This window comes from Alkalithermobacter thermoalcaliphilus JW-YL-7 = DSM 7308 (assembly GCA_001584565.1).
Taxonomy (GTDB): domain Bacteria; phylum Bacillota; class Clostridia; order Peptostreptococcales; family Peptostreptococcaceae; genus Alkalithermobacter; species Alkalithermobacter thermoalcaliphilus.
Genome location: LSFY01000001.1, coordinates 1,477,428 through 1,501,825, shown reverse-complemented (window position 1 = coordinate 1,501,825; position 24,398 = coordinate 1,477,428). Strand labels below are relative to the sequence as shown.

Below are 24,398 nucleotides of genomic sequence, written 5' to 3'. Positions count from 1 at the left end.
ATGAATGAAATAAAATACTACCTTATAATGGCAGGATCTACAAACCATATGTTAAGAGGAGATAAAATACTCAAAGATAATGGTATTGAAACATCTCTTGTTCCAGCTCCTGCTGAATATGGATCGGTTTGTGCTATTGCAATAAGAGTAAAAAAAGAAGATAAAGATATAAGTGAAAAATATTTAAGACAAAATGATATAGTAATATCAGGTATATATGAAGATAAACCTCAAAGGCTAACAGGCCTTCTAGAAAAAGTAAGAAATTCAGTTATAAGAGAAGAATTTCTAAATGCATTAAAAAAGGTAGAACAAGGTATAGAATTAGATTTTGAAGATATAGTAACTTTGCTTAAGGCTGATGGTACTGCTGAAAAGCAAGCACTATTTAGTGCAGCTGATGAAATGAGAAAGAAAATAGTTGGAGATGTAGTAGATATAAGGGGAGCGATAGAGTTTTCTAATTATTGTATAAAGGATTGTAAATACTGTGGAGTTAGAAAAGGACTAACAACTCTTGAAAGATACAGAATGGATGAAGAAGAAATAATGAAGATAGTTCATGAGCTTCATTCATTAGGTCTTAAAACTGTAATACTTCAATCTGGAGAAGATCCATTCTATACTAAAGAAAAAATAGGTAATTTAATAACAAGAATAAAAAAAGAAACAGGTATGAGAATAACTTTAAGTTTAGGAGAAAGACCAAAAGAAGAATACGAATACTTTAAAAAGCTTGGTGCAGATAACTATCTTTTAAAAATAGAAACTACTAATAAAGATATATTTGAATATGTTCATCCAGATGATGATTATAACCATAGGATACAATGCTCAAAGTGGCTAAGAGAATTAGGATATATAAATGGGTCAGGATCTATAATAGGTCTTCCAGGACAAAGAGAAGAAGATATAGCAAAAGATATAATGTTTTTTAAAGATATGGGAATAAATATGATAGGTATAGGACCTTTTATACCAGCAAAATCAACTCCACTTGAAAAATATCCTCCTGGAAGTGTTGAGATGACCTTAAAAGCTGTTGCTGTAACTAGATTAGTTTGTAAAAGAGTATATATTCCAGCCACAACAGCTTTAGCATCCATTGACCCTAATGGACAAACTAAGGCTTTAAAAGCAGGAGCAAACACTATAATGCTTATAAATACTCCAGCTAAATATAGATATAACTATCAAATATATTCAGGTAAAAATATGGTAGATCTAAAGAGTGCATATAAAGCTATAAAAGAGGCTAATAGACAGTTCCCGCCATATTTAAAATTTGATATGGAGGTATTTAGCAATGAATGAAACACCTAGAAGCAATAGACTTCATATAGCGATATTTGGTAGAAGAAATGCAGGAAAATCGTCATTAATAAATGCTTTGACAAATCAAGATATAGCTTTAGTATCTAATGTAGCTGGAACAACAACAGACCCTGTATACAAAGCTATGGAAATTCTTCCTATAGGTCCTGTTGTAATAATAGATACAGCAGGAATTGATGATGAGGGAGCATTAGGAGAACTTAGAGTTAAAAAAAGTATTGATGTTTTAAATAAAACTGACCTTGCAGTACTTGTTATCAACGCAAATGATGGGGTTCGTGATTTTGATAAAGATATATTAGAAAAAATAAAAGACAAGAAAATTCCAGTAATTGCAGCTGTTAATAAGATTGATGAAACTTGCATTGATAAAGAACAAATAAAAGAAATAGAAAACACATTAAATATTGAATGTGTAGGGGTAAGTGCTAAAAATAGATATGGAATAGATGATCTTAAAAACTTAATAATAAAGCATGCTCCTAATACTCAAGAAGAAAAGAAAATAGTGGGAGATTTAATTGAGCCAAATGACTTTGTAGTATTAGTTACCCCGATAGATAAAGCAGCTCCAAAGGGAAGACTTATATTACCTCAGCAGCAGACAATAAGAGATGTTATAGATCACGGGGCAGTAGCTATTGTAACAAGAGAAACAGAACTTAAAAGCACATTAGATAATCTAGGGAAAAAACCTAAATTAGTTATAACAGACTCACAAGCATTTGAGCTAGTAGATAAGATAGTTCCTAAAGATATTCCTATGACATCATTTTCTATATTGTTTGCTAGATACAAAGCTGACCTTGAGGAGCTTGTTATAGGAGTTAAAGCTATAAATACATTAAAAGAAAATGATCATGTTCTTATATGTGAAGGATGTACACATCATAGACAAGAAGGAGACATAGGAAAAGACAAAATACCTAAGTGGATAGAGAAAATAGCAAATGCAAAACTAAATTTTGAGTGGACATCTGGAGTTAGTTATCCAAACCAAGAAGAAATGAAAAAATACAAACTAATAGTTCACTGTGGTGGATGTATGCTAAATGCAAAGGAAATGCAATATAGAATAAGTAAGGCAAGAGAAAATAAAACACCTATAGTAAACTATGGGGTTTTAATAGGACATGTAACAAATGTTTTAGATAGAGCACTTGATCCATTCCCAGTAGCTAAACAGCTTTACAAAGGATAATCCTGTAAAAATTTTTACAGGATTTTTTCACATAATTTACTACCCTCAAATATTATAAAGTGAAAAAATATATAAGAGGGTGGTAAAATGAATAAAAAAATTAATAGTATAAATTTTAAAATAGTATTATCAATACTTTTATGCTCTATCATAATAGGTACAACTGTTGGAAGTATTATACTATCTAGAGCAAAAGATATAGTAAAAGAAAATATACAAAAAGAGCTTATGCTTATATTAGAAAACAAAGGATATGAATTTGAAAATGTAATGGATAATATATCAAGCTTAGTTGAAAACCTATCAGATACAGCAGTAAATTTATTTGATACAAAACAGTTTAAAGAAAATGATTTATACTTAGAAAAATATATAAGCGAAATGGATAAAGTAATAAAAAGATACTCAGAAAATACAAAACAATCAGTTGGAACTTATATAACTTTAAATCCAGAGCTTAAAAATAAGGCATATGGAATTTGGTATACAAATATAAATGGAAAAGTTGAAAAGCAAGAAAGTATAACTATAGAAGAATTTAATAGAGATAATGAATATATGAACTACTACTATAAAGCAGTAGACAACAAAGCTGGAACATGGATAGATCCTTATATGGAAGATGATATAAATAAATATTTAATATCATATACAAAACCAGTATATGTAGATAATTTACTAATAGGGGTTGTAGGAATGGATATAGATTTTGATTTAGTCAAAAATGCAGTAAAAGAAATAAAATTATATGATACAGGATATGCTTTTTTATTATCTAAAGAATATAATTTCTTAGTTCACCCTACATTTAATATTAATGATAATTTAAAAGATGTAGAAAATAGATCGCTTTCTTTATATAGCTGAAGAAATTGCAAAAAATAAATCGGGATGGTTTAAGTACAGCTTTGAAGGAGAAAAAAAGATATTTGGATATTATAATTTATCAAACGGATATACAATAGGAGTATGTATTCCAGAAAAAGAAGTATTTAGTGATTTAAATAAACTCATTAGTATATCTACAATAATAATAATTTTAGGAGCAATAATTTCAATAGCAATATCTTTATATATAGGAAACAAGATAACAAAGCCAGTTTTATCGGTTACACAAGCTTTAGATAAAACAGCTAATCTTGATATAAAAGACAATAAAGAATACGAGTATCTATTAGAATATAAAGATGAATGTAAAGATATGGGAGAATCTATAATTAAGCTACGAAAAACTCTTAAAACCATAATAAAAACATTAAAGGAAGACTCTAAAAAACTTTATGATAACAGCTTTATACTAACAAATAATATGAATGAGTATTCACAGGCCTTAGAACAAATATCAAAATCAACAGATGAACTTTCTCAAGGAACCATAGATCAAGCTAAAAGTATGCAAGAAGGATACGAAAAACTAAAACAATTAGACAATAATATAGATTTGTTGTTAACAGGAATTAAATCTATAGAAGGTGAAATAGAAAAGGCAAAATATACTAATGAGAGTGGTTTGCTGCAAATAGAAAATTTATATAAAGCATCTGAAGATAGCATTAAAGCATCAGATAATACATTAGAAAAGATTGAATCTTTAAATAAAAGCTCAAAACTAATATCAAAGGCTTTAGAAAGCATAAAAGTTATATCAGATCAAACAAACCTTTTAGCACTTAATGCAGCCATAGAAGCAGCCCGTGCAGGAGAAGCTGGAAGAGGATTTTCGGTAGTTGCAGATGAAATAAGAAAGCTTTCACAACTATCTTCAACATATACTAAAGAAATTGAGCAGATAATTTCAAATGTTCAAATAGATATAGAAAGCGTAAAAAAAGAGATAAATTTCGCAGCACAAGCTATTAAACTATCAGATAATGCAGTAAAAAATGCAAAAAACTCTTTTGATGATATAAGTAATGTTATAAACAAAATAGTTGATGAAAGTATTAATCTTATAAAAAATATAGATAAAATAAAATTACAAAAACAAGAAGTAGTTAAATCAATACAGGAAATATCATCAGTAACACAACAGTCAGCAGCATCTACACAAGAAATATCAGCATCTATTCAGGAACAGTTTGCATCTATTCAAGAGTTATCATCATTATCTGAACAACTTTTAAGAATAGTGAAAGAATTGGATGAAATAATTAATAGATTCAATATATAAGTGGTGGATATTGTGCCACTTTTTTTCAATGTTTGTAGAAAAAAACCACACAAAAAATAAAATTTTATATAGAAATATTAAAAAAAATGGAGTATAATCTATAAAGCGATTTAGTTGAAGAAATTGGATAGGGGGAATAAAAGTGGATTTTTCAGAGCATGGGCGAAATGAAAAATTGACTGAAAAAGGCGGGTAGATAATTTCTGAATATTTAAACTTTACACAACTAAAATACTAATAAAATTGAAAGGAAGATGATTAAATGGATAAGAAAATTTTAACCCCGCCAGAGATAGCACAGGCTATAGTAGGTGCAGGAATAAAGAAAGCTAATTTATCGACTACACAAATGGAACTTTTAGGATTGTTTGCAGGTATGTTTATAGGATTTGGTGCACATGCATATATCTCAGTAATGCAAACATTAAAACATATAGATGTAGGACTTATGAAACTTATAGGTGGAGCAGTTTTCCCTGTAGGTCTTATGCTTGTTATAATGGCAGGAGGAGAATTATTTACAGGAAACTGTCTTATGACTTTAGCCCTTATGGATAAAAAGATAACTTTAAAGCAAATGCTAAAAAACTGGGCAATAGTTTATGCAACAAATTGCATAGGAATAGCAACAATGGCACTATTAGTAGTAAAAACAGGATACTACAATGTAGGGGATCCTATGTATGATCTTGCAATGTCTATTGCAAGTGGTAAGATGGCACTTGATTTTACTACTATCTTTTTAAGAGGAGTACTTTGTAATATATTAGTAGTTCTTACAGTATGGATGGTAGCAGGGGCACAAGATATGATATCTAAGATATTTGCTTGCTGGTTCCCTATAGTTGTATTTATACTTGGTGGCTTTGAGCATAGTATAGCTAATATGTTCTTTTTACCTCTTGCAAAATTTGCAGGAGCTGATATGACTTGGGTAGAGATATTTACAAAAAACATAATACCATCAACTCTTGGTAATATAGTTGGAGGAGCAATAATAGTGCCTGTTGTTTATTATTTTGCATATATACTTCCTTCAAAGAACGAGCAAGAATCAGCAAAACTTTCTTCTGAGGTATATGTGCCTATAACTAAAAAAGTTACTCAATAAGCAGCTTAATTGCTGCTTTTTTTGTTTCAACAAAATAAACCTTTGAATAATATATTAGTAAATTTATTATTCAAAGGGTGTGATATGGTGCTAAGAAAGTTTTATAATATACTATGGGGAAAGTTTTTAGATACTAAAAATACTGAATATAAAAAAATGCAAGATAAAATAAAGGAAAGCGAAGAAAAATATAAAAGCTTTTTTGAAAAAAATGGAGCAGCAATGTTTATAATAGATCCTGAAAGTTTTAATATAGTAGAAGCAAATAATGCTGCATGTATATATTACGGATACACATATGATCAGATGAAATCCATTAAAATACAAGATATAAATATTCTCAGTAAAGACGAACTTAAAAGGTATATAAATGATGCAAAATCTGAGAAAAATAAAAGATTTTATTTTAAACACAAATTATCATCAGGAGAAATAAAAGATGTAGAGGTTTACAGTGGAATAATAAATATAAATGGAAAAGATTATTTGTATTCTATTGTTCATGATATAACAGAAAAAATAATGTTTGAACAAAAATTAATGATACAAAAATCTTACTTTGAACAATTATTTGAAAACTCACCTGATGCAATAGCAATATTAACTAATCAATCAAAAGTTATAAAGGTAAATAAAGCTTTTGAAACAATATTTGGATATAATTTAGATGAAATAAAAGGAAAATATATACAAGATTTATTAATCTTTAAAGAAAATATAAAAGAATATGATTTTCTTACAACAAAAGTTATAGGAGGAAATGTTTTAAGACAAGAAATAGTTACTAAAAATAAGTATGGAAAGTTAATATATGTAAGTTTATTATCATACCCTATAATTTATAATCAAGAGCAATTAGGAATTTACTGTATATATACAGACATAAGTGAAAGAAAAGAATGCGAAAAAAAAATAGAAAAGTTAGCATATACAGATAGCTTAACAGGACTTTATAATAGAGCATACTTTATAGAAAAATTAAACTCAGAAATAAGGGAAACTGAAAATAAAAAAATAATGATAATGTTTATAGATATTGATGGGTTTAAAAAAATAAATGATACATTAGGTCATATAGTAGGAGATGAAATACTTAGATACTGTGCAAACATAATAAAAAAAGTTATAAATATCAAAGGGATTGTTGCTAGAATAGGTGGAGATGAATTTGTAGTTTTATTAAAAAATATAACTCAAAAAGAGCTTGTAGATATATCTTATGAGATAACAGAAAAATTAAAAGATGTAGTAATTATGAACTATCAACATATCCATCTTTCAGCTAGCATAGGTGCAAGTATATATCCAGATGATGGAATAGATGCCCATACACTAATAAAAAATGCAGACATAGCAATGTATGAAGCAAAGAAAAATAATGAAGGGAAAGTGCATATATACTCTAGTCAGGATTTAAATAAAATTAAAAAAGAATTTATACTATGTAACGATATAAGATATGCTTTAGATAAGGGAGAAATACAAATACATTTTCAGCCTATAGTAGATATATCAAATTCACAAGTAGTAGGAGCAGAAGCTTTAGCAAGGTGGTATCACAAAGAGTTAGGATACATACCACCTTCAGAATTTATACCTATAGCAGAAAAAAATAAAAGTATAATAGATATAGGAAATTATATAATAAAAACTGTATGTAAACAAAATAAGATATGGCAAGATATGGGTTATAAAAAAATATTTATATCAATTAATATATCAGCAGTTCAACTTCAAGAAGATAACTTTGTGGATAATTTATATAAAATAATAAAAGACACAGGTATAGACCCTAGATATATTGAACTTGAGATAACGGAAAGAGTTTATATAGAAGATATAGATAATATAATACAAAAAATAAAAGATTTAAGAGATATGGGAATAAAAATAAGTATAGATGATTTTGGAACAGGATACTCATCTTTAAGTCAACTTAGCAAATTAGATGTAAATAAGCTAAAAATAGATAAATCATTTATAGATAATATAAAAATGATAGATGCTATAATGTCTGTTGCAACAATTTTAAATTTAGATGTAATAGCAGAAGGTGTAGAAAATGAAGTGCAGCTAACGTTTTTAAAAAGCAAAAAATGTAAAATAGTTCAAGGGTATATATACGGAAAACCTGTTAATTCAACAGAATTTGAAAAATATATAAAAGTTGAGAGCACATAGTGCTTTCTTTTTTTTTCTACAAAATTACAGAAAAATCTGATATAATGTAAAAAAATAAAACAAATTGTTACGGAGGGAGAAGAAATGTCAATTTTTACAAAGAGCGTAAGAAATAGGCTCCTAGCAATAATAGTTTTAGCAATTATGCTTCCTGTAATAGCGTTGGGATACTTTTCTTACAACAAATCAGTTAATATCCTAAAAGATAAGCTTGTAGACACATCAGATCAAATGCTTGATCAGATCAGTGTAGCTTTAGATGAGTACTTTTTCGGAATAGAAAATCAAATAAAAGCTTTAAGTGATAACTCAGCTTTTAGGAATATTCAAGATGAAGATATGAGAAAAATAGCAACAGAATTTATGAAAAATATTCAAGAAAACAATCCAAGTATGATAAATGCATATTTTGGACTTGAAAATAAAGATATGGTTATATATCCTTATACAGAGCTTCCTCAAGGATATGACCCTACTAGTAGGTCTTGGTATCAAGGAGCACTTAAGGATCCTCAAAAAGTATACTACACAGATCCATACATAGATGCTGCTACAGGAGATGTGGTAATAAGTCTTGCAAAGGCTATAGTAGATAACGGAAGAGTAATAGGTGTTATTGGAACAGATATAGACCTTAATATGCTATCTGATAAAATCGAAAATATAAAAATAGGAAAAGAAGGATTTGCAGTTATAATTTCAAGAGAAGGAACAATAATTGCTCATCCAGATAATACATTAATAGGATCTGATCTTCCTATACAAATAGGTATTTGGGATGATATGAAAGATAAAGATAGAGGCTTTATAGAGTATACAGCTCATGATGGGGGCAATAGATTTTCAAACTTCTTAACAGATGAGCTTTTAGGGTTTAAGATAATGACAATTTTAAAAGAAGATGAGCTTTTAAATGATACTAATATTATAAGAGATTTTATATTTTTAATATTAGGTATAGCTATTATAGCAGGTTTAGTTATAGCGTTTTTAATAGCTAAAAATATTCAAGATTCACTAAATGTATTAAACAATGTATTTGAAGATGCAGCAAGAGGGGATTTAACTGTAAAAGCTAAATCTAAATACGATGATGAGTTTGGTAAACTTTCAAATAACTTCAATACTATGATTGAAAATATAAGATCATTAATAAAAGAGGTGAAAAACTCTACAAATGTAGTATTAGATGCATCTAATAATTTATCTGAAGTTACTCAGCAAACTAGCTATTCTGCATCAGAGGTTGCTAAAGCTATAGAAGAAATAGCAAAAACTTCTTCAAATCAGGCAAATGAAACAGAAAATGGAGCAATGAAAATTGATGATCTTGCTAAAAATATAGAAGAAGTTATTTTATCAACAGAGAATATGAATAACTTGTCTAATAAAACTGATAATTTAAGTACTAAAGGACTTGAAATAGTAAATAGCTTAACAGAAAAATCAAAACAAAGTGAAATGGCATCTATAAAGGTAAATGAAATAGTTTTAGATGTTAGCAAATCTTCTACTGAAATTGGAAGTATAACAGATACTATAACTCAAATAGCAGAACAAACTAATTTACTTGCACTTAATGCAGCTATAGAAGCAGCACGTGCAGGAGAAGCTGGAAGAGGATTTTCGGTAGTTGCAGAAGAAGTAAGAAAACTTGCTGTTCAGTCATCAAATGCAGCTAATGAAATAAAATCTTTAATAGATACTATACAGTCAAAAGCTCAAAATGCAGTTAAGATGATGGATGAATCTAAAAAGATAGTTAAAGATCAAGTAGATGCTGTTAATAATACAGAAAATATATTCAATGAAATATCAAGTGCTATAAAAGAGCTTTTAGGAAATGTACAAGAAATAAAGTCTTATACTAATGATATGAATATCAAAAAAGACGATATTATACATGTAATGTCATCGCTTGCAGCATCAGCTCAGGAAACTTCTGCAGGAACAGAAGAAGTTTCAGCTTCAACTGAAGAGCAACTAGCATCTATTGAGCAAGTATCATCTTATGTAGACAACTTAAATACACTTTCAAATAAGCTAGAAGAAGCTGTAAGTAAGTTTAAAGTAGACTAATATAACTTTTGAAAGGAATATTTTATATAATATAAAATATTCCTTTTTCTTTTGACCTAATGTATACTTTAAAGTGTTCTATTTTTATAAAAAGGAGAGATTTATATGAATATTAATTACATCTATGATAGATTATGTGAAATACTAGATAAAGAAGATATATTATTGAATGAACCTATGAAAAACCATACTTCGTTTAAAGTAGGAGGACCTGCAGACATACTTGTTATGCCAAGAGAAGAAAAGCAAATAGTTGACATTATAAATTTGGTAAAACAAAATAATATACCTTTTTTTATAATGGGAAATGGATCAAATCTTTTAGTAAAAGATAAAGGTATAAGAGGAGTTGTAATAAAAATAGCTGAAAATTATTCAGATTTTGAAATAAAAGAAAATGTCGTAAAAGCTAAGGCTGGAATATTACTATCAAGACTTGCCAAAAATATACTAAAGGCTGAACTTGAGGGCTTTGAATTTGCAAGTGGTATTCCAGGAAGCTTAGGTGGAGCTATAGCTATGAATGCAGGAGCTTACGGAGGAGAAATGAAAGATGTTGTAACTTCAGTTAAACTTTTAGACACAGATGGAAATATAATAGAGCTTAACAACGAGCAAATGGAATTTGGATATAGAAAAAGTATATTAAGCTATAAAGATTTTATAGTTCTTGAAGTTACAATGACATTAAAAAAGGGTAAATACGAAGATATAAAATCTATTATAGACGATATAACTGTAAAAAGAACTACAAAACAACCTCTTAATCTACCAAGTGCAGGAAGTACATTTAAAAGACCTGAAGGTTATTTTGCAGCTAAATTAATAGAAGATGCAGGACTTAAGGGTTTAACTTTTAAAGACGCTCAAGTTTCTCCTAAACACTGTGGATTTGTTGTTAATTTAGGAAATGCAAGTGCAAATGATATACTACATTTGATATCTATTATAAAGAAGACTGTAAAAGATAAATTCGATGTTTTATTAGAAGAAGAAGTAAAAATAGTAGGAGAAGATTAAAAGGAGAGTTTTAAAATGAGAGTAATAGCTGACTATCATACTCACACTATTTATAGCCATGGAAAAGGAACTATTGAAGATAATGTAAAAGCTGCTATAGATAAAGGACTAAAGACAATAGGAATATCAGATCATGGCTATAAGCACTTAGGATTTGGAGTAAAGTATAAAGATATACCTAAAATGAGAAAAGAAATAGATGCTCTAAGAGAAAAATATCCCCAAATCAATATACTCATGGGAATAGAAGCTAATATATTAGACGATGAAGGAAATATTGATGTAGATGAAAAAACATTAAAATATTTTGACTACATTATGGCAGGATATCACTTTGGATCTATGCCAACAAGAATTTTAAGGGGAAGTTTTTATCATATTTTAAATTTTATGGGACCACTTAAAAAGCTATCTTTAGACTATAATACAAAAGCAGTCATTAATGCTATGAAAAGACACAACATATTTATAATTACACATCCAGGTGCTAAAGCAATGATAAATTTAAAGGAAGTTGCAAAAGTAGCAAAAGAAACTGATACAGCTTTAGAGATAAATTCACATCATGGACATTTGACAGTAGATGAACTACTTTTAATAAAAGATACAAAAGTCAAATTTGCTATAGGATCTGATGCTCACACTCCAGAAGATGTAGGAAAATTTACAAGTGCTATTGAAAGAGTAAAAAAGGCTAATATAGATAAAGGTCAAATAATAAACGTAGATTAAGGAGATGGAAAAAGTGAGATTTGTTATAGTTACGGGGTTATCTGGAGCAGGAAAAAGTGAAGCTATGAAGGCTTTAGAGGATATAGGATTTTATTGTGTTGATAATCTTCCACCAACCTTGATAACAAAGTTTGCCCAGCTTTGTTATCAGCCTACAAGCTTAATAGAAAAGATAGCTTTAGGAATAGATATAAGAGGAAGAAGGTTTTTTAAAGACTTAAATGACAGCTTAGATAAGCTTTTAGAGTTAGGATATGAATATGAAATATTATTTTTAGACTGTGAAGATGAAGTTTTAGTAAAAAGATATAAAATGACAAGAAGAAATCATCCTCTCTCATCTGAAAATAGTATCCTAGAAGGAATAAAAAAAGAAAGGCAAATGCTTGAAGATCTTAAGGAAAAAAGTAGTCATATAATAAATACTACAAATATGTCTATAAAAGATCTAAAAGAAGAAATTTCTCAGATATACTCTAGTGAAGATAAAAAAAGTTTTATCACAATATCTATAGTATCATTTGGATTTAAACACGGCATACCACTAGATGCAGATTTAGTATTTGATGTTAGGTTTTTGCCTAATCCATATTATATAAAAGAACTAAAAGAAAAAACAGGTGAACAAGAAGAAGTTAGAACATATGTTATGAATTCTCCGATAAGCGTAGAGTTTTTTGAGAAACTAAAAGATATGGTTGAATTTTTAATACCTCAATATATACTAGAAGGAAAAAGGCATTTAGTTATAGCTATTGGATGTACAGGAGGAAGACATAGGTCTGTAACTATAGCTCATTTACTTTATAACTATCTAAAAGAAAAAGGATATAAACTTCTCAAAAAGCATAGAGATCATACACTTAGTTAATCGGAGGATACAGATGGAACTGATTAGTTTGATAACTGATATAGGTTTAATAATATGTATTTTGCTATTTATATATATAAACAATAAAAAGATAAAAAGTGATCAGTTTGAAAAAAAGATACAAGGAGGAGTAAAAGTTGTAGTAATAGGTGGTGGAACTGGTCAATCGATTTTTTTAAGAGGTCTTAAAAAATTTACAGATAATATAACTGCTGTTGTTACAGTAGCTGATGATGGAGGAGGTTCAGGTGTTTTAAGAGAAGACCTAGGAATGCTGCCTCCAGGAGATATAAGAAACTGTATATTAGCTTTAGCAAACATAGAGCCTACAATGGAAAAAGTAATGCAATATAGGTTTGAGGAAGGAACACTAAAGGGTCAAAGTTTTGGCAATTTATTTTTGGCTGCAATGAATGGAATATATGGAAACTTTGAAGTTGCAGTTTCAAAAATATCTGAAATATTTGCAGTAAAGGGAAAAGTTTTACCGGTTTCACTTGAGGATATACAGCTTTGTGCAAAACTAGAAAATGGGAATATAGTTGAAGGTGAATCTAACATACCACTTGAAGTCAAAAGGCAAAAATCAAGGATTGAAAGAGTATTTTTAAATCCTAAAAGCCCAAAGGCACTAAAAGAGGTTATTGTATCTATAAAAAGTGCAGATATTATAGTAATAGGTCCAGGAAGTTTATATACAAGTGTTATACCTAATTTAATGGTAGATGGTATAGTAGATGCACTAGTTGAAACAAAATCACCTAAGGTATATATATCAAACATTATGACGCAACCAGGAGAAAGTGATGACTATAATGTATATGATCATGTCAGTTCTATAATAAAACATACCAAAAAAGGAGTTATAGATATAGTTATAGCAAACTCTCAAATAATATCGGAAGAAATATTGCAAAAATATCACAAAGAAGGAGCAAAACAGGTTTTACTAGACAAAGATCAAACAGAAAAATTGAATTTACTAGGAATAGAAGTTTTACAATCAGATGTTGCTGAAATTAAGAAAAATTATATACGACATAATGCAGAAAAAATCGCAAGTATAATAACTGCATTAGCACTAAATGAGTAAATAAATTTAAAAGAGGAATTACAAAGTTTTTGTAGAAACTCTTATTATTATGCAATTTTAAGGAGTGAACCAAAACATGAGGGAAGAAATTAGTGCTGGTGGAGTTGTAATGTTTGGAAACGCTATACTGCTGCTAAGAAAATACAACGGAGATTGGGTTCTTCCTAAAGGTAAAGTAGAAGAAATGGAAGAAAAAAGTGAAGCTGCATTAAGAGAAGTTTTAGAAGAAAGTGGAGTAAAAGCTGATATAGTAAAATATCTAGGAGAAATTCATTATACTTTTAAAGAAAATTGGGATGAAAATAAAACTGTTCACAAAACTGTTTATTGGTATCTTATGAAAGCTAGGAGTATGGATACAATACCTCAAAGAGAAGAGGGATTTATAGATGCAAAGTTTATTCATATGGATAGAGTTGTAGATATGGCAAAATATGATGATGAAAAAGAAATAATAAAGGTAGCACTAGAAGAAATGAAGAAAATTATATCTTGATTTTAGCAGCGAAGGTGATTTTAATGTCTTTTTCTATTCAAACTAAAAATGAGTTATCAAGAATTACACCTCCTAGTATGTGCTGTGAAATAGCTCAGCTTTCAGCTATGATAAGAACTAGTGGAACTATTCAACTTGCGGGTTTTGAAAAACTAAATATAAAAATGTCAACAGAAAATGCAGCTATAGCAAGAAGACTATTTAAACTATTAAAAAGCTGTTTTAATATCAACACTGAAATAATGGTAAGGAAAAATACCAATCTAAAAAAAAATAACAATTATGTATTAATTGTAAATAGCAGCATGGGAAGTACGGAAATTTTAAAAAAAACTAGAATCTTAAAGCAAAAGAGTGGAATAAGTATAAACAATAAAATTCCTAAAGATTTACTAAAAGATGAAAACTGTAAAAGAGCATATATAAGAGGAGCTTTTTTAGGGTGTGGGTCAATTAGTGATCCAGAAAAAGCGTACCATATGGAATTTGTAACTAATAACAGAGAGTTTAGCGAAGAACTGAAAGATTTAATAAATGAATTTGGGTTTAATTCAAAAATTGTAAATAGAAAAAATAGCTATGTAATATACTTAAAAGAAAGCGAACAAATTTGTGATCTTTTAAATTTAATGGGAGCGTATAATGCACTTTTAGCACTAGAAAATGTGAGAATACTAAAAGAAATGAGAAACAATGTAAATAGAGTTGTAAACTGTGAAACTGCAAATCTAACTAAGACCGTAAATGCTGCAGTAAGGCAGCTTGAAAATATAAGATATATAAAAGATACAGTAGGACTTGATTATCTTCCTAAAAATTTAGCTGAAATTGCAAAAATTAGATTAGAATATGAGGATTTTAGCCTCAAAGAATTAGGTCAAATGTTAGATCCACCAATAGGAAAGTCAGGAGTAAATCATAGATTAAGAAAAATAGAAGAAATAGCCGAAAAAATAAAAGAAGAAAAGGAGGATTTTTGTGATAAAAAAAGAATTTGAAATTTTAAGCTCTATAGGTCTTCACGCAAGACCAGCAGCTTTATTTGTCCAAACAGCGAATAAATTTGAAAGTGAAATAACGGTTATAAAAGATCAAAGTGAAATAAACGGAAAATCTATAATGGGTATAATGGCGCTTGCAGTTTCAAAAGGAGAAAAAATAACTATAATAGTAGATGGAAAAGATGAAAAACAAGCAATGGATGCATTAGAAGAACTTTTGACAAAGAGATTTGCTCAAATGTAGACTTTAAAAAGTCTTCCTTTAAAATTTTAAAGGAAGACTTTGTTTGTTTTGTTTTAGTAAATACTCATGGTAAAATGTAAGAAAGGAGGGTGATTTTTTTGCAAAAAGAGTTTGTCCACCTTCACGTTCATACTGAATATAGCTTATTAGATGGATTTGCCAAAATAGATAAATTAATAAAAAAAGCTAAAGAAATGAACATGAAAGCTGTAGCTATAACAGATCACGGGTGTATGTTTGGCGTTATAGACTTTTATAAAAAAGCCAAAAAAGAAGGAATAAAGCCTATTATAGGATGTGAAGTATACACAGCATCTAGGAGCCTAAAAGATAAAGATCCTAATCTTGATAAATACCAAGGACATTTAGTTCTTTTAGCTAAAGATTATGTTGGATATAAAAATATTATAAAGCTAGTTTCAAAGTCATATACAGAAGGATTTTATTATAAGCCTAGGGTAGATTATGATGAGCTAAAAAAGTATAGCCAAGGAATAATTGCACTTTCTGCTTGTTTAGGTGGAGATATACAAAGAAATATTTTAAATGGAAATTATGAAAAAGCAAAAGATATAGCTTTAAAATTGAACGAGATATTTGGTGAGGGGAATTTTTATCTTGAAATTCAAGATCACAATATAAAAGAGCAAAAACAAGTAAACTTAAATTTAATAAAACTATCAAAGGAATTAAATATACCTTTAGTTGCAACTAATGATGTGCACTATGTAGATAAAGAAGATGCAAAGGTTCACGATATACTATTGTGCATACAAACAGGAAAAACTCTTAAAGATGAAAATAGAATGAAATTTGAAAGTGATCAGTTTTATTTAAAATCTCAAGAAGAAATGTATGACTTATTTTCAAATGTACCTTCTGCTTTAGAAAATACAGTTAAGATAGCTAATATGTGTAATCTTGAATTTGATTTTAATCAAATTCATCTTCCAAGATATGATGTTCCAGATGGATATACACCAAGTACTTACTTGAGAAAGCTTTGTCAAGATGGGTTAAAAGAAAGATATAAAGATATATCAAAACAGCTACTAGATAGACTCAATTATGAACTTACAACAATAGAAAACATGGGTTATGTTGAATATTTTCTAATAGTATGGGATTTTATAAATTTTGCAAAGAAAAACAATATAATGGTAGGTCCAGGTAGAGGAAGTGCTGCAGGTAGCTTAGTTTCTTATTGTCTTAAAATAACAGATATAGATCCTATAAAGTATGGACTTATATTTGAAAGATTTTTAAATCCTGAAAGAATATCAATGCCTGATATAGATATAGATTTTTGTTATGAAAACAGAGAAAAAGTAATAGATTATGTAAAACAAAAATATGGACAAGACCATGTTGCTCAAATAATAACTTTTGGAACTTTAGGTGCAAAGGCAGCTATAAGAGATGTAGGAAGGGTATTAGGAGTTAGCTATGCACAAGTAGATAAAATAGCTAAGGAAATTCCTTTTGCTTTAGGTATGACAATAGATAAAGCACTCCAGATTAATCCTAATCTTAAACAAATGTATGAAAATGAAGAACAAACAAGAGAAATACTAGATATTTCAAGACAACTAGAAGGACTCCCAAGACATGCTTCAACTCATGCAGCAGGAGTTGTTATAGCAAAAGAGCCAGTTGATAATTATGTTCCTCTTTATATGCATGAAAATTCTATCTCAACTCAATTTACAATGACTACACTTGAAGAATTAGGCCTTATAAAAATGGACTTTTTAGGACTTAGAACTTTAACAGTTATAAGAGATGCTATAGATCTTATATCTAAAAATCATAACGTAAAGATAGATTTTTCTAAAATGGACTATGACGATCAAACGGTATACAACCTTTTAAGTGCAGGAAATACTCTCGGAGTGTTTCAGCTTGAAAGTGCAGGTATGAGGCAGTTTATGAAAGAGCTTAAACCAAATAACTTTGAAGATATAATAGCAGGAATATCTCTATATAGACCAGGGCCTATGGACTCTATACCTTTGTATATAAAAAATAAGAATAATCCTGAAAAGGTTGAGTATGCACATGAATTACTAAAACCAATTCTTGAAAATACCTATGGCGTACTAGTTTATCAGGAGCAAGTTATGCAGGTAGTTAGAGATTTAGCTGGATATTCTTATGGTAGGTCCGATCTTGTTAGACGAGCCATGGGTAAGAAAAAAATGGATGTAATGGAACAAGAAAGGCAGTATTTTATACATGGAAAACTAGACAAAGATGGTAACATAGAAATTCCAGGTTGCGTGAGAAATAAAGTAGCGGAGAATATCGCAAATAAGATATATGATGAGATGATAGACTTCGCTAAATACGCGTTAATATATACAAGGTGCCATTTATTGAATATATAACAACTAAATAGTTTAATACAGTTCACTTACGCAAATAATATATTTAAGATGATATTTGAGGAGTGGATAGTATGAAACATTATAATAAACTTACTCAAGTAGATAAAGAGCATATAATCGAACTTTTTAACAAAGGATTGGAATTCAAGGAAATAATGCAGCTACTATGTGTATCTAAAAGGTCAGTTGCAAGAGTGCTCAAAGAAGCTAATATAAATACTAAACGAAGAAATAGATATAATCTAAATGAGTCATATTTTGAAGATATAGATAGTCAAGAGAAAGCATATATATTAGGTTTGATGTATGCTGATGGTTTTGTTGGTAGTGATAAGCACAATAATATAGTCATATCCCTTACTAGAGAAGATAGATATTTATTAGAAAAGATTTGTACTGAAATTCAATTTACAGGGAAGTTGAGAGATGTAGATAAAGGTGGAAATTATGAAAATAGTAAGTCTAAGAGTGTTCTTAATTTTTCATCTAAGAAAATGGCCTCAGATTTAAGAAAACTAGGGTTATATCCAGGAAAAAGTAAGCAATTATCAAATATTCCACATTTAAACAAAGAACTTATTAGGCATTTCATTCGTGGATATTTTGATGGAGATGGATCTATAAGTCTAGGAACGTCTACATCATATTACAAAATGAAGGACGGAACACTAAAGGTATACAAATATAATTCTCCTAGATTTAGCATTATTGGAACTATAGAGTTTCTTAAAAATATTGAAAAATATATGCCTGGAACATTCTCATACAGAGATTCAAAAACAGATTATATGAAGTATATGGAATGTAGTTCAAAAAGAGATATGATTGATATATTCGAATTTTTGTATAATGATTCTACTATCCACTTAGAAAGGAAATTCAATAAATGGCAACAAGTATTAAGCGCCATTAACAAGTAATTGTTAATGAAAACTGGGTGAATTCAGAAAAAGCCTGAGATGGTAATTCTGAGCCAAGCCTACAGAATGGCATAAGAGTATGTAGGAAGGTGCAACGACTAGACTGGTGACGAGCCTACGAATAAACCGGTCCAAGAGCGCCCAGCTCCTTAGATATAAGGATGATGATATAGTCTGAACTATAAGGAATAGGAACTTATAGAAGATAAGATAAAGAGCTTATCGATAACATATTGTTAACAAATCTCACGCAGCAGCTTATGGAGTGTTAGCATACCAAACTGCATATTTAAAAGCGTATTATCCGGTAGAGTTTATGACAGCTTTAATAACTAGCGTAATGGGAAATACAGATAAAGTTGTAGAATATATAAGAGATTGTGCAAATATGAATATAAAAGTTTTAAAGCCTGATATAAATAAAAGTTTTAGTAAGTTTTCTGTAGAAGGACAAAACATAAGATTTGGACTTTGTGCAGTTAAAAATGTAGGAGAAAATGTAGTAAATGACATTGTAATGGAAAGAAACTTAAATGGACCATTTAAAGATTTTGTAGATTTTTGTAAAAGAATAAAATCTAAAGACCTAAATAAAAGAGTAATAGAAAGTCTTATAAAATGTGGAGCATTTGATAGTATAAGTCCAAACAGAGCTCAGCTTCTAGCAGGATTTGAAAAAATAATAAATAGTATAGTTGAAGATAGAAAAAAGAATTTATTTGGCCAAATGTCTTTATTTGATACTACAAATGAAAATGAAAATTTATATAGCCTGCCAAATGTTTTGGAATTTAAAGAAAAAGATAAACTTTTTTTAGAAAAAGAAGTATTAGGAATGTATATAAGTGGACATCCTTTAGCTGAATATGAAAAAGAACTTATGATAAATACATCTATAAATACTAGTATAATTTCAAGTGAAAATTTAGATTACGATCAAATGAAAAAATTAGAAAACAAAGAAATAGTAATTGGTGGAATTTTAATAAATAAGACTATAAAACCGACAAAAAATAATGATATGATGGCCTTTGTTGAAATAGAAGATCTTTATGGAGTTATAGAAGTTATAATTTTTCCAAGTATATTTAAAAAGTATATGAATTTAATAAAAGAAGATAATATTTTGTACGTAAAGGGAAAGCTAAGTATTAAAGAAGATGAAAATCCAAAACTTATAGCAAGCGAGTTTAAGGAAGTTGTAAAAATAAGTGATACAAGCATTTACCTAAGGGTAGATAGTATATCAAACAAAGAATTGATAAAAACTATAAAAGATACTTTAAAAAAATATAAAGGAAACAGTGAAGTTTATCTATATTTTACAGATTTAAAAAAGGCATTTAAAAGTGAGGAAATTATGGTAGATATAAATGAAAATTTAATATATGAATTACAAAAAATTTTAGGGAGGGAAAACGTTAAAGCCAAAAATAAAAGTTTAAAAGATATTTAAAATTATGTTATAATAATGAAAGTCAATACGAAAAATGAAATAAATTGTTTGTAGAAAAATTTTTAACCAGACCGGGATACTAGTGTAAACATAGGGACCGTGAAAGTCCCTACTTTTCAGGAGGTAGAGGTATGAAAAAAATAGCAGTTTTAACTAGTGGAGGCGATTCTCCAGGAATGAATGCTGCCATAAGAGCAGTTGTAAGATCAGCTATATACCATGGATGTAAAGTGTATGGAGTTAACAGAGGATACAGAGGTTTAATCGATGGAGATTTATTTGAAATGGATCTTGCTTCTGTTGGGGATATTATACATAGAGGCGGAACTATTTTAAGATCAGCTAGATGCGAAGAATTCAAAACAGAAGAAGGAAGAAAAAAAGCTGTAAATGTTCTTAATGTGTTTGGAATAGACGGCCTTGTTGTAATAGGAGGAGATGGATCTTTCCAAGGAGCTCAAAAACTAAGCGAATTAGGATTTCCAGCTGTAGGGGTTCCAGGAACAATAGATAATGACCTAGCTTACACAGATTATACTATAGGATTTGATACAGCTCTTAACACTGTACTTGATGCTATAAGCAAAATAAGAGATACATCTTCTTCACATGAAAGAGTAAGCGTAATAGAAGTAATGGGAAGACATTGTGGAGATATAGCTTTATACGCAGGACTTGCTGGTGGTGCTGAAGTTATAATAGTTCCAGAAGAAGATTATGATATAGATGAAATATGCAAAAGATTAATTCAAAGTAATAACAGAGGTAAAAAACACAGCATAATAATGCTTGCTGAAGGCGTTGGAAACGCAAATGAAATCATGGAGCAAATAAAAGAAAAAACAGGTCTAGATTCAAGAGCTACAATTCTTGGACATATCCAAAGAGGTGGAACTCCAAGTGCATTTGATAGAGTATTAGCTAGTCAAATGGGAGCTAAAGCTGTTGAACTATTACTAGAAGGTAAATCTTCTAAAGTTGTAGGTATAAAAAATAATGAAATAATAGATATGGATATACACGAAGCATTAGCTATTGAAAGAAAATTTAATTCAAATCTATATAAATTAGCAAGTATATTAGCAAAATAATTTATAGGAGAGTGTGTTTATGAAAAGAACTAAAATAGTATGTACTATGGGACCTGCTAGTGAAAAAAAAGAAGTATTAAGAGAGCTTATCAAAAATGGTCTTAATGTTTGTAGACTAAACTTTTCTCACGGAGATTATGAAGAACACGGAGCTAGAATAAAAGCTATAAAAGAGTTAAGACAAGAGTTAAATAAACCAATAGCAATCCTTCTAGACACAAAAGGACCAGAAATAAGAACAGGAAAATTCAAAGATCCTGAAGTTTTATTAGAAGAAGGACAAATGTTTACTATAACAATGAAAGATGTAGAAGGTACAAAAGAAATGTGTACTGTAAGCTACAAGGGCCTTGCACAAGATGTAAAAGAAGGAGATACTATCCTTATAGATGATGGACTAGTTGGATTAACTGTTAAAGAAGTTAAAGGTGAAGATATAATATGTCAAGTTCAAAACAGTGGTATAGTTAAAAACAACAAAGGAGTAAATGTTCCTGGAGTAATAATAAATTTACCAGCTATAACAGAAAAAGATAGAAAAGATATAGAGTTTGGTATAGAGCAAGGCATAGACTTTATAGCAGCATCTTTTGTTAGAAAAGCAGCAGATGTACTTGCTATAAGAGCTATACTTGAAGAGAAAAATGCTACAGATATACAAATAATATCTAAAATAGAAAACCAAGAAGGTGTAGACAACATAGACGAAATACTTGAAGTTTCTGATGGTATAATGGTAGCTAGAGGAGACCTTGGTGTTGAAATACCTACAGAAGAAATACCTATAGTTCAAAAGATGATAATCAAAAAGTGTAACGAAGTAGGAAAACCGGTTATAACTGCAACTCAAATGCTTGATTCTATGATTAGAAACCCAAGACCTACAAGAGCAGAAGTTACAGACGTTGCAAATGCTATTTATGATGGAACTGATGCTATAATGTTATCGGGAGAAACTGCTGCAGGTAAATATCCAGTTGAAGCAGTAAAAACAATGGCTACTATAGCTAAAAGAACAGAAGAAACTTTAGATTACAATGCTATATTAAGAAGCAAAGGATTAACAAAAGTTAATATTACAAATGCAATAAGCCATGCAACTTGTACAACAGCTATAGATCTAAACGCAAGCGCAATAATTACATCTACATCTTCAGGAGATACAGCTAGATCAGTTTCTAAGTTTAGACCATCAGCTCCTATAATAGCTGCAACAAACAACGAAAAAGTAATGAGAAAACTTGCATTAACTTGGGGAGTAAACCCAGTACTTGCTCCTAGTGCATCTTCTACAGATGAAGTAATAGAAAGTTCTATACAAGCAGCTATGGATGAAGGATATGTAAAATCAGGAGATCTAGTAGTTATAACTGCAGGAGTTCCAGTTGGAGTTTCAGGAACAACTAACCTTATAAAAGTTCACATAGTAAGTGACATATTAGCAAAAGGTGTTGGAGTTGGAAGAGAATATGCAACTGGTAAAGTATGTGTAGTTAAAGATGCAAATGAAGCTAAAGAAAAATTTAATGAAGGAGATATACTTGTAACAACTTCTACAGATTCAGATATGAACGCTTATATAGAAAAGTCTAGTGCTGTAATAACTGAAGAAGGTGGAATAACTTCTCATGCGGCAATAGTTGGATTAAACTTAGGAAAAGCAGTTGTAGTATCTGCTAAAGGAATCACTGAAGCAGTAAAAGATGGAGAAACAGTTACAGTAGATCCAGTTAAAGGAGTTATATATAGAGGACAGGTAAAAGGACTTTAATACAAAAAACGAGAAAGAATAATTCTTTCTCGTTTTTTTTGATATAATTGAGAAAAGGGGGAGATTGAGTTGATAAAACTTGGAAGAACAGAACTTGAAATAAATAGAATAGGATTCGGAGGAATTCCTATACAAAGAATAACCAAAGAAGAAACAAAAAAACTAATTCAAAAATGTAAAGAAGAAGGTATAAACTTTATAGATACAGCTAGAGGATATACTGTAAGTGAAGAATATATAGGATATGGCATAAAAGAAGATAAAGATTACTGGATAATAGCTACAAAATCTATGGCAAGAGACTATGATTCTATGAAAAAAGATATAGAAATAAGTTTAAGAAATTTAGGAAGAGATTATATTGACTTATATCAAATACATAATTTAAAGGAAGATGAATACGAAAAAATATTCTCTGAAAATGGTGCATATAGGGCATTAGAAGAAGCCAAAAAAGAAGGAAAAATAAGAGAAATAGGTATAACTTCTCACAGTGTAAACTCTATAGAAAAAGCAGTGGAGTGCAATAAATTCTCTACGATACAATTCCCATACAACATAGTTGAAAATCAAGGTGAAAAAGCATTAATAAAAGCTAAAGAGAAAAATATAGGAACTATTATAATGAAGCCATTAGCTGGAGGAGCATTAGATAATGGGAGATTAGCCCTAAGATACATACTGTCAAAAGAATTTGTTGATGTAGTAATTCCTGGTATGGATAATATAGATCAAGTTATAGAAAATATAAAAGCAGGAAAAGAAAACAATATATTAACGGAAAGTGAAATAAAAGAAATAAATAAAATAAAAAAAGAACTAGGAAATAAGTTTTGTAGAAGATGTGGATATTGTCTTCCTTGTAAACAAGGCATAAATATTCCTATGCAGTTTTTACTTGAAGGATATTATACTAGATATAATTTAAAAGAGTGGGCGTTAGATAGATATAGATCTTTAGGAAATGGAGCATCAACTTGCACAAAGTGTGGAGTTTGTGAACAAAAATGTCCATATTATTTGCCTATAATGGACATGCTAGAAAATGTTGCAAATGTTTTAGAAAAAGAATAAATAAATCTGATATATACTACCTAAAATGCAACTATGTAAAATTTTTATTTCAAGTACATGTTAATTTATTAACTTGACATAAAAATAAGTAAAGCAAAATATATATTAAAAACAAGTTGATAAAACATATATAGGGTGAGAATATAAAAAAATAAATGTTCAGAA

The 24,398-nt window shown here is 29.3% G+C and carries 20 protein-coding genes and 1 pseudogene; 20 read left to right on the top strand and 1 reads right to left on the bottom strand.

What is annotated here, in order from left to right:
* From hydE to JWYL7_RS07785, 3 genes are all read left to right on the top strand, one after another.
* Positions 1-1,314 carry a [FeFe] hydrogenase H-cluster radical SAM maturase HydE gene (hydE, locus tag JWYL7_RS07795; RefSeq protein WP_331721913.1) on the top strand — a complete coding sequence of 438 codons (1,314 nt, stop codon included), beginning with the start codon at positions 1-3 and terminating at the stop codon, positions 1,312-1,314.
* Complete coding sequence (gene hydF, locus JWYL7_RS07790) at positions 1,307-2,536, top strand: [FeFe] hydrogenase H-cluster maturation GTPase HydF (RefSeq protein ID WP_066071384.1); 1,230 nt, start codon at positions 1,307-1,309, stop codon at positions 2,534-2,536. The genes hydE and hydF overlap by 8 nt, the downstream gene beginning before the upstream one ends.
* Before the next feature lie 87 nt (positions 2,537-2,623).
* Entirely contained in the window at positions 2,624-3,403 is a 780-nt protein-coding gene (locus JWYL7_RS07785) for a cache domain-containing protein (protein WP_066071382.1), read from the top strand.
* A 69-nt stretch (positions 3,404-3,472) separates the two neighbouring features.
* On the opposite strand, the gene JWYL7_RS10415 is transcribed toward JWYL7_RS07785, so the two are convergent.
* Positions 3,473-3,691, bottom strand: coding sequence for a hypothetical protein (locus JWYL7_RS10415; RefSeq protein WP_153011573.1), 219 nt, complete (start codon positions 3,689-3,691; stop codon positions 3,473-3,475).
* 46 nt (positions 3,692-3,737) lie between these two features.
* Between JWYL7_RS10415 and JWYL7_RS07780 the strand changes: the two genes are divergently transcribed.
* The 17 genes and pseudogenes from JWYL7_RS07780 (at position 3,738) to JWYL7_RS07700 (ending at position 24,233) form a co-directional block, all read left to right on the top strand.
* A complete protein-coding gene (locus tag JWYL7_RS07780) occupies positions 3,738-4,706 on the top strand; it encodes a methyl-accepting chemotaxis protein (protein ID WP_066071379.1) in 969 nt (322 codons plus the stop codon).
* Positions 4,707-4,968: 262 nt separating this feature from the next.
* On the top strand, positions 4,969-5,817 hold the full coding sequence (locus tag JWYL7_RS07775; protein WP_066071376.1) for a formate/nitrite transporter family protein: 849 nt from the start codon (positions 4,969-4,971) through the stop codon (positions 5,815-5,817).
* 42 nt (positions 5,818-5,859) lie between these two features.
* Positions 5,860-7,998, top strand: coding sequence for an EAL domain-containing protein (locus JWYL7_RS07770; RefSeq protein ID WP_331722125.1), 2,139 nt, complete (start codon positions 5,860-5,862; stop codon positions 7,996-7,998).
* An 84-nt stretch (positions 7,999-8,082) separates the two neighbouring features.
* Positions 8,083-10,077 (top strand): methyl-accepting chemotaxis protein, encoded by a 1,995-nt coding sequence (locus tag JWYL7_RS07765; protein WP_066071370.1) that lies wholly within the window; start codon positions 8,083-8,085, stop codon positions 10,075-10,077.
* 105 nt (positions 10,078-10,182) lie between these two features.
* On the top strand, positions 10,183-11,097 hold the full coding sequence (murB, locus tag JWYL7_RS07760; protein ID WP_066071368.1) for a UDP-N-acetylmuramate dehydrogenase: 915 nt from the start codon (positions 10,183-10,185) through the stop codon (positions 11,095-11,097).
* Between the two features lie 15 nt (positions 11,098-11,112).
* Positions 11,113-11,829 (top strand): PHP domain-containing protein, encoded by a 717-nt coding sequence (locus JWYL7_RS07755; protein ID WP_066071365.1) that lies wholly within the window; start codon positions 11,113-11,115, stop codon positions 11,827-11,829.
* Between the two features lie 13 nt (positions 11,830-11,842).
* Positions 11,843-12,700, top strand: a complete 858-nt coding sequence (gene rapZ / locus JWYL7_RS07750; protein WP_066071362.1) for an RNase adapter RapZ — start codon at positions 11,843-11,845, stop codon at positions 12,698-12,700.
* Between the two features lie 13 nt (positions 12,701-12,713).
* Entirely contained in the window at positions 12,714-13,793 is a 1,080-nt protein-coding gene (locus JWYL7_RS07745; protein WP_066071359.1) for a gluconeogenesis factor YvcK family protein, read from the top strand.
* A gap of 76 nt (positions 13,794-13,869) precedes the next feature.
* Complete coding sequence (locus JWYL7_RS07740; protein WP_066071355.1) at positions 13,870-14,289, top strand: NUDIX hydrolase; 420 nt, start codon at positions 13,870-13,872, stop codon at positions 14,287-14,289.
* Positions 14,290-14,312: 23 nt separating this feature from the next.
* Complete coding sequence (gene whiA / locus JWYL7_RS07735) at positions 14,313-15,287, top strand: DNA-binding protein WhiA (protein ID WP_066071352.1); 975 nt, start codon at positions 14,313-14,315, stop codon at positions 15,285-15,287.
* Positions 15,268-15,534 carry an HPr family phosphocarrier protein gene (locus JWYL7_RS07730; RefSeq protein ID WP_066071349.1) on the top strand — a complete coding sequence of 89 codons (267 nt, stop codon included), beginning with the start codon at positions 15,268-15,270 and terminating at the stop codon, positions 15,532-15,534. The genes whiA and JWYL7_RS07730 overlap by 20 nt, the downstream gene beginning before the upstream one ends.
* A gap of 98 nt (positions 15,535-15,632) precedes the next feature.
* A pseudogene (locus JWYL7_RS07725) lies at positions 15,633-17,885 on the top strand (DNA polymerase III subunit alpha); the annotation flags it as partial.
* Positions 17,886-17,992: 107 nt separating this feature from the next.
* Positions 17,993-18,841, top strand: a complete 849-nt coding sequence (locus tag JWYL7_RS07720; protein WP_066071347.1) for an LAGLIDADG family homing endonuclease — start codon at positions 17,993-17,995, stop codon at positions 18,839-18,841.
* Between the two features lie 316 nt (positions 18,842-19,157).
* Positions 19,158-20,297: a helix-hairpin-helix domain-containing protein gene (locus tag JWYL7_RS07715; protein ID WP_161937494.1), complete on the top strand. Its 1,140-nt coding sequence runs from the start codon at positions 19,158-19,160 to the stop codon at positions 20,295-20,297.
* A gap of 131 nt (positions 20,298-20,428) precedes the next feature.
* The gene (gene pfkA, locus JWYL7_RS07710) at positions 20,429-21,388 is read left to right on the top strand and encodes a 6-phosphofructokinase (RefSeq protein ID WP_066071341.1); all 960 of its coding nucleotides are present in this window, start codon (positions 20,429-20,431) and stop codon (positions 21,386-21,388) included.
* Between the two features lie 19 nt (positions 21,389-21,407).
* The gene (gene pyk, locus JWYL7_RS07705) at positions 21,408-23,159 is read left to right on the top strand and encodes a pyruvate kinase (protein ID WP_066071338.1); all 1,752 of its coding nucleotides are present in this window, start codon (positions 21,408-21,410) and stop codon (positions 23,157-23,159) included.
* A gap of 69 nt (positions 23,160-23,228) precedes the next feature.
* On the top strand, positions 23,229-24,233 hold the full coding sequence (locus tag JWYL7_RS07700) for an aldo/keto reductase (RefSeq protein ID WP_149683758.1): 1,005 nt from the start codon (positions 23,229-23,231) through the stop codon (positions 24,231-24,233).
* The last annotated feature ends 165 nt before the right edge of the window (positions 24,234-24,398 follow it).

What these genes read in the sequence shown, in the direction of transcription:
- JWYL7_RS07720 (WP_066071347.1), top strand. Translation starts at nt 17,993, where the DNA reads ATGAAACATTATAATAAACTTACTCAAGTAGATAAAGAGCATATAATC.
- hydF (WP_066071384.1), top strand. Translation starts at nt 1,307, where the DNA reads ATGAATGAAACACCTAGAAGCAATAGACTTCATATAGCGATATTTGGT.
- JWYL7_RS07740 (WP_066071355.1), top strand. Translation starts at nt 13,870, where the DNA reads ATGAGGGAAGAAATTAGTGCTGGTGGAGTTGTAATGTTTGGAAACGCT.
- JWYL7_RS07775 (WP_066071376.1), top strand. Translation starts at nt 4,969, where the DNA reads ATGGATAAGAAAATTTTAACCCCGCCAGAGATAGCACAGGCTATAGTA.
- pfkA (WP_066071341.1), top strand. Translation starts at nt 20,429, where the DNA reads ATGAAAAAAATAGCAGTTTTAACTAGTGGAGGCGATTCTCCAGGAATG.
- JWYL7_RS07765 (WP_066071370.1), top strand. Translation starts at nt 8,083, where the DNA reads ATGTCAATTTTTACAAAGAGCGTAAGAAATAGGCTCCTAGCAATAATA.
- JWYL7_RS07780 (WP_066071379.1), top strand. Translation starts at nt 3,738, where the DNA reads ATGGGAGAATCTATAATTAAGCTACGAAAAACTCTTAAAACCATAATA.
- JWYL7_RS07755 (WP_066071365.1), top strand. Translation starts at nt 11,113, where the DNA reads ATGAGAGTAATAGCTGACTATCATACTCACACTATTTATAGCCATGGA.
- JWYL7_RS07785 (WP_066071382.1), top strand. Translation starts at nt 2,624, where the DNA reads ATGAATAAAAAAATTAATAGTATAAATTTTAAAATAGTATTATCAATA.
- JWYL7_RS07715 (WP_161937494.1), top strand. Translation starts at nt 19,158, where the DNA reads ATGACAGCTTTAATAACTAGCGTAATGGGAAATACAGATAAAGTTGTA.
- murB (WP_066071368.1), top strand. Translation starts at nt 10,183, where the DNA reads ATGAATATTAATTACATCTATGATAGATTATGTGAAATACTAGATAAA.
- JWYL7_RS07745 (WP_066071359.1), top strand. Translation starts at nt 12,714, where the DNA reads ATGGAACTGATTAGTTTGATAACTGATATAGGTTTAATAATATGTATT.
- pyk (WP_066071338.1), top strand. Translation starts at nt 21,408, where the DNA reads ATGAAAAGAACTAAAATAGTATGTACTATGGGACCTGCTAGTGAAAAA.
- hydE (WP_331721913.1), top strand. Translation starts at nt 1, where the DNA reads ATGAATGAAATAAAATACTACCTTATAATGGCAGGATCTACAAACCAT.
- whiA (WP_066071352.1), top strand. Translation starts at nt 14,313, where the DNA reads ATGTCTTTTTCTATTCAAACTAAAAATGAGTTATCAAGAATTACACCT.